We start from the raw sequence: 5,814 nt of genomic DNA on the forward strand, positions 1-5,814 counted from the left end.
CATCCCGGCCACAAGGACGCGGTCCCCGGATTTGTTTTACGCGATTTCCCCAAAGCAGATGCGGAATGGCTTGATGACGAACTGCGCGGGATCAGCGACGGCATTGCCCATCTTGTTGCAGGCGACGGACCAAAGTTCCTAAACGCCGTGGCCCTGCGTGTCGCGCCGGCACGTTCTTCAAAATCAGTGCCAAAACCAAAGCCAACCGATCCTGCGCCCGCACCTGAAGCTGATGACCGTTCCGCAATGCAAAAGCTGGTGGATCGGTTCAGGTGATCCCTGACGCAATCAAACAAGCCTTTGCGTATCAGTCCGCTGCCTGCGCCAGTCTCGGCTCACCTTTTATGGGCAAACTGATGCAGCTTTGTGCCGAAAGGCCTTGGCCTGAGGGGCAGATCGCCGACCGGATATTCACGTGGCAAGGCGACATCAGCCCCCTTGGGCAATCCGTTCCACTGCGTTTGGCAGGTGCATTACACGCGCTGTGTTTGCAAGGGCATCCTGTTTTGACCACTGTCTATCCCCCACACACAGTGACAGACGACACCTTATGGGACGCGGTCAGAACGACACTTGTCAATGACGCCGCCCATATCGACACATGGCTGGACAGCGCGCCGCAAACCAACGAGGTCCGCCGCGCGGCCACTCTGATCGCAGTCGGTCATCTGCTCAGCGACAGATATGGCCTGCCAATCCGCACATCAGAACTGGGGGCCAGTGGCGGGCTCAATCTGCATTGGGACAGCTATGCGCTGCAATTGGGCGATTTGCATTTTGGCAGCCCAGACCCTGCGTTAACCCTGACACCGGATTGGTCCGGACCATTGCCACCGCGCACCCCTCTTGCGGTTACGTCACGAAGCGGCGTTGACTTAAACCCGCTAGACCCAAGTGATCCAGATCACGCACTGCGCCTGCAAGCGTATCTTTGGCCGGACCAGCCAGAGCGCCTTGCCTTGACGCGCGCCGCGATTTCAGCAGCCAAGACATCTGTGACAAAAGGCGACGCAATAGATTGGCTCGCAAGGCAACTCGCGCATCAACAAGGCCAGTTGCATCTGATTTACAGCACAGTGGCATGGCAATATTTTCCGGCAGAAAAACAAGTCATGGGAACAAAGATGATTGAAACTGCAGGTACTGCAGCCACCGCGGATACGCCGCTGGCTTGGTTTGGGATGGAAAACGACGGTAGCACGCATGGTGCGGCACTGACACTGCGGCTCTGGCCCGGTGATCTTCGCTTTGAATTGGGGCGTGCAGATTTCCACGGGCGTTGGGTAGAATGGCGCGGCTTGGCTTGACCCCCTCCGGCAGACGCCCATATCTTGGTGTAGCGCATGAAAGGCTGGCATAAATATGGAAAAAGACCCTTCGTTTAACGTACTCGGCAGCACGCTGGCGACCTGTTCAACAGAACCAATGACCGGCTTTTTCCGCAACGGGGCCTGCGATACCTGTGCCGCCGATCAGGGCAGCCACACGGTATGTGCAGTAATGACAGGTGAATTCTTGGCGTTTTCAAAATACGTCGGCAACGATCTTAGCACACCGCGCCCCGAATTTGGGTTTGCAGGTCTGAAAGCTGGTGACGGTTGGTGCCTTTGCGCGAGCCGCTTTTTGCAGGCCCACGAAGAAGGCTGTGCGCCGCGGGTCAACCTACATGCCACGCATGTGCGCGCATTAGAGATCGTGCCAATTGATGTGCTGCGTGGCCATGCAACAACGCTCGACAGCTAAGCAGAAGTTGCGCCCAGACTTGCGTCGGGGCGCGTTTCCTTAGGCGGTCATGTCAAAACCCAGATGCTTTGCGACGGTGAAGATATCTTTGTCACCGCGTCCGCACATGTTCATGACCAACAAGTGATCCTTGGGCAATTCCGGTGCGATTTTCATCACATGCGCCAGCGCATGCGATGGCTCGAGTGCGGGGATGATCCCTTCGAGGGCGCAAGATAGCTGGAACGCCTCAAGCGCCTCAACATCTGTGATCGACACATATTGCGCACGACCGATATCATGCAGCCATGCGTGCTCGGGCCCAATACCGGGATAATCAAGTCCCGCTGAAATGCTGAAACCTTCAAGGATTTGGCCCACATCGTCTTGCAACAGGTAGGTGCGGTTACCGTGCAGCACGCCTGGGCGACCGCCAGTCAATGACGCGCAATGCTCCATCTTGGCGTTCACGCCTTTGCCGCCAGCCTCGACCCCGATGATATTGACCTCTTTGTCGTCAAGGAACGGGTAAAACAGGCCCATCGCGTTTGACCCACCACCGATGGCGGCAATCAGCGTGTCGGGCAAACGGCCCTCTGCGGCGTGCATTTGTTCTTTGGTTTCTTTGCCAATAATGGCTTGGAAATCGCGGACCATTGCTGGGTACGGATGCGGGCCCGCGACCGTGCCGATGCAATAGAACGTGTCGCGCACGTTTGTGACCCAGTCGCGCAACGCGTCGTTCATCGCGTCCTTCAACGTACCACGACCCGACGTCACCGCGACCACCTCTGCACCCAACAGGCGCATGCGGAAAACATTTGGTGCTTGGCGTTCAACGTCATGCGCGCCCATGTAGACAATGCATTTTAGGCCAAACTTTGCACAAACCGTCGCTGTCGCGACACCATGCTGACCCGCACCAGTTTCCGCGATAATACGTGTTTTGCCCATGCGACGGGCCAAAATGATTTGACCCAAAACGTTGTTAATCTTGTGCGCGCCAGTGTGGTTCAACTCATCACGCTTAAGATAAATCTTAGCACCACCCAAATGCTGCGTCAGGCGATCTGCGTAATAAAGCGGGCTTGGGCGGCCAACGTAGTGCGTCCACAGATCATGCATTTCTGCCCAAAATGCATCGTCAGTTTTAGCATGCTCGTACTGCTCTTCCAATTCAAGGATGAGCGGCATCAGTGTTTCAGAAACAAACCGCCCCCCGAAATCACCGAAACGGCCCTTTTCATCGGGACCAGTCATGAAGCTGTTAAAAAGATCGTTGGCCATTGGACACCTACATAGTTTGCGCCCGCCAGAACTAGCGCCAAGTGCGGGAATGGTAAAGCCGCTTAGCTGCGGCGGACTGCCTCGCAAAACGCGGACATGCGTGCTGGGTCTTTGATACCGGGGGATGCTTCGACACCGGACGACACGTCGACTTGGACAGCACCTGTCAATGCAATCGCTTCAGCCACGTTTTCAGGAGTGAGGCCACCCGCCAACATCCACGGCACAGGCCAGCGGCGGCCCGCAATCAAACGCCAGTCGAAGGACAAGCCATTGCCCCCCGGCAAATCGGCATTCTTGGGTGGTTTCGCATCTACCAAAATTTGGTCAGCAACCTGCGCATAAGCATCGAGTGACGCGAGATCGCTTTCGTCGGCAACGCCCACCGCCTTCATGACCGGCAAACCATAGCGCGCGCGAATTGCGGCCACGCGCGCCGGCGTCTCGCTGCCATGAAGCTGCAAGACATCCAAAGGGACGACTGCCGTGATAGAATCCAAAAGCGCATCATCTGCGTCAACAACCAAGGCCACTTTGGCGACACCCACAGGCACTGCCTTTGCAACCAATGCGGCTTGGGCGATCGACACGTTTCGTGGGGACTTGGGAAAAAACACTAGCCCGACGTAAGTTGCACCCGCATCGACAGCCGACTGCATCGCTGCGACATCGCGCAAACCGCAGATCTTAACCCGCGCAGGCGTGGTCATCAGCCAGTCTTTTCCAGCAGTGCAAGCACATCATCATCGCCTTGCGCCGTGGCCACCGCACCGCGCAATTGCGCGACCTCACGCTTAAGGCTTTCGACCTCGCGCGTTTTGGCGCGAGCATCAGACCGAATGCGATGCTCGCGGACCCATTCCCACAAGAACCCGATCACCAAACCGGCACCAACGCCGATAAAGATCACAACAAACAGCGGCAACTGAATATCAGGGGACAAGCCCAACAGATCAGCCATTGCTTGTGGCATGGCACGCACGGTTACAAAGTCCCGATTGGCAAGGCCAATAAGGATCAAGCACAGACCTACAATGGCCCAAAATGTATAACGAATAGTTTTCATAAGGTCCTCTTATCGCAGATCATCGGGACGGTGAACTACAATCCACAAACCATGCACTTACTGCAAAGATAGGCCGGCGAGCGCCAGGCACAAGGTGCCGAATACTTATCCGCCGTTTAAACGATCTCGCAAAAGCTTGCCTGTCTTAAAAAACGGCACATGCTTTTCTTCGACATCGACTGCTTCACCAGTGCGCGGGTTGCGCCCAACGCGGCTATCACGTTTTTTAACCGAAAATGCACCAAAGCCGCGCAGCTCGACGCGGTCGCCTCCTGCCATCGCTTCGATGATCTCTTCAAAAATTGTGTTGACGATTTTTTCAACATCACGTTGATAAAGGTGGGGGTTCTCGTCGGCGAGCTTTTGGATAAGTTCGGAACGGATCATAATTTGGCCTCCCAACCATTCAGCAAACACAAAGCAGGTTTGTCCCTGCATTTCAAACGACTATAGGCATTTTAGTGCCATGGTGAAATAGCGGTGATCCACCGTTTTACGCAAATTGGCGTCGCGGACAGGGCTTATTTCAACTCAAAATGGCATAAACTGGGAAAGCTTGGGCCAACCGGGGTCACTGCGCCGATCCAGTTCCAGCACCGATTCGGGCACTCCAACACATCAAATCCGTCGCAAACCGCCTTTGGAAACGATCGTGCAATGACAAAAAGAAAAAACCCCGCCGCAGTAAACTGCAGCGGGGGCTTAATTTCTTAACCAGTCAGGTGAGACTTATTCGTCGCCCTTTAGAGCCGCGCCAAGGATATCACCCAAGGATGCGCCCGAATCAGATGACCCATACTGTGCCACTGCTTCTTTCTCTTCTGCGATCTCGCGTGCTTTGATCGACAGGCCCAGCTTGCGGGTCTTGCTGTCGATGTTGGTCACACGAACGTCGACCTTGTCGCCAACTCCGAAACGCTCTGGGCGCTGCTCGGCACGGTCACGCGACAGGTCAGAGCGACGGATGAAGGATTTTGCACCCTCATAGTCAACTTCGATGCCGCCGTCTTCGATCTTGGTCACTTCAACAGTTATAACCGAACCGCGCTTTACGCCGCCAACAGCTTCTGCGAACGGATCACCGTCCAACGCTTTGATGGAGAGCGAAATACGCTCTTTCTCGACGTCGACTTCTGCGACTTTCGCACGAACCATGTCGCCCTTGCGGAAATCACCGATGACGTCTTCGCCGCGGCCTTCCCATGTCAGGTCAGACAGGTGAACCATGCCGTCGATGTCGCCTTCGAGGCCAACAAACAGACCGAATTCGGTGATGTTTTTGACTTCGCCTTCGACTTCAGTGCCCTCAGGGAACTGCTCTGCAAAGACTTCCCATGGGTTACGCTGTGTCTGCTTGAGACCCAGTGAAACGCGGCGCTTTGCGGAATCAATTTCCAGAACCATGACTTCAACTTCTTGCGAAGTGGAAACGATCTTGCCCGGGTGTACGTTCTTCTTGGTCCAAGACATCTCGGACACGTGAACCAGACCTTCAACGCCAGCTTCCAGCTCAACAAATGCGCCATAATCAGTGATGTTGGTCACGCGGCCCTGATGCACAGAACCCAAAGAGAACTTGGCTTCGACTGCATCCCATGGATCAGCTTGCAACTGCTTCATGCCGAGGCTGATGCGGTGCGTTTCTTTGTTGATCTTGATAACCTGCACCTTGATCGTCTCACCAATTGTGAGGATCTCGGATGGGTGGTTCACACGGCGCCATGCCATGTCAGTCACGT

7 protein-coding genes and 1 pseudogene are annotated in these 5,814 nt (G+C 55.4%); 3 read left to right on the plus strand and 5 right to left on the minus strand.

Translation table 11 applies throughout. From position 1 onward, the window contains the following. From QZ197_RS14380 to QZ197_RS14390, 3 genes and pseudogenes are all read left to right on the plus strand, one after another. Positions 1-276 (plus strand): annotated as a pseudogene (locus QZ197_RS14380) (aminoacyl-tRNA hydrolase); the annotation flags it as partial. After that, positions 273-1,307, plus strand: a complete 1,035-nt coding sequence (locus QZ197_RS14385; RefSeq protein ID WP_296432821.1) for a DUF2332 family protein — start codon at positions 273-275, stop codon at positions 1,305-1,307. The pseudogene QZ197_RS14380 and the gene QZ197_RS14385, both read left to right, overlap by 4 nt. Positions 1,308-1,362: 55 nt before the next feature. Next, complete coding sequence (locus tag QZ197_RS14390) at positions 1,363-1,743, plus strand: DUF2237 domain-containing protein (protein ID WP_296432822.1); 381 nt, start codon at positions 1,363-1,365, stop codon at positions 1,741-1,743. A 39-nt stretch (positions 1,744-1,782) separates the two neighbouring features. Here the strand turns inward: QZ197_RS14390 and trpB are convergent, their stop codons facing one another. The 5 genes from trpB to QZ197_RS14415 form a co-directional block, all read right to left on the minus strand. Further along, on the minus strand, positions 1,783-3,009 hold the full coding sequence (trpB, locus tag QZ197_RS14395) for a tryptophan synthase subunit beta (protein ID WP_296432823.1): 1,227 nt from the start codon (positions 3,007-3,009) through the stop codon (positions 1,783-1,785). Between the two features lie 62 nt (positions 3,010-3,071). Beyond that, a complete protein-coding gene (locus QZ197_RS14400) occupies positions 3,072-3,719 on the minus strand; it encodes a phosphoribosylanthranilate isomerase (RefSeq protein ID WP_296432824.1) in 648 nt (215 codons plus the stop codon). Then, positions 3,719-4,075 (minus strand): LapA family protein, encoded by a 357-nt coding sequence (locus QZ197_RS14405; protein WP_296432826.1) that lies wholly within the window; start codon positions 4,073-4,075, stop codon positions 3,719-3,721. The genes QZ197_RS14400 and QZ197_RS14405 overlap by 1 nt, the downstream gene beginning before the upstream one ends. Positions 4,076-4,180: 105 nt before the next feature. Then, entirely contained in the window at positions 4,181-4,462 is a 282-nt protein-coding gene (ihfB, locus tag QZ197_RS14410; protein ID WP_296432827.1) for an integration host factor subunit beta, read from the minus strand. 342 nt (positions 4,463-4,804) lie between these two features. Continuing rightward, positions 4,805-5,814 (minus strand): S1 RNA-binding domain-containing protein (locus QZ197_RS14415; protein ID WP_296432828.1); only part of this gene is annotated, 1,010 nt, incomplete at its 5' end.

Origin of the sequence: Yoonia sp. (genome assembly GCF_017854415.1) — a bacterium.
Classification (GTDB): Bacteria; Pseudomonadota; Alphaproteobacteria; order Rhodobacterales; family Rhodobacteraceae; genus Yoonia.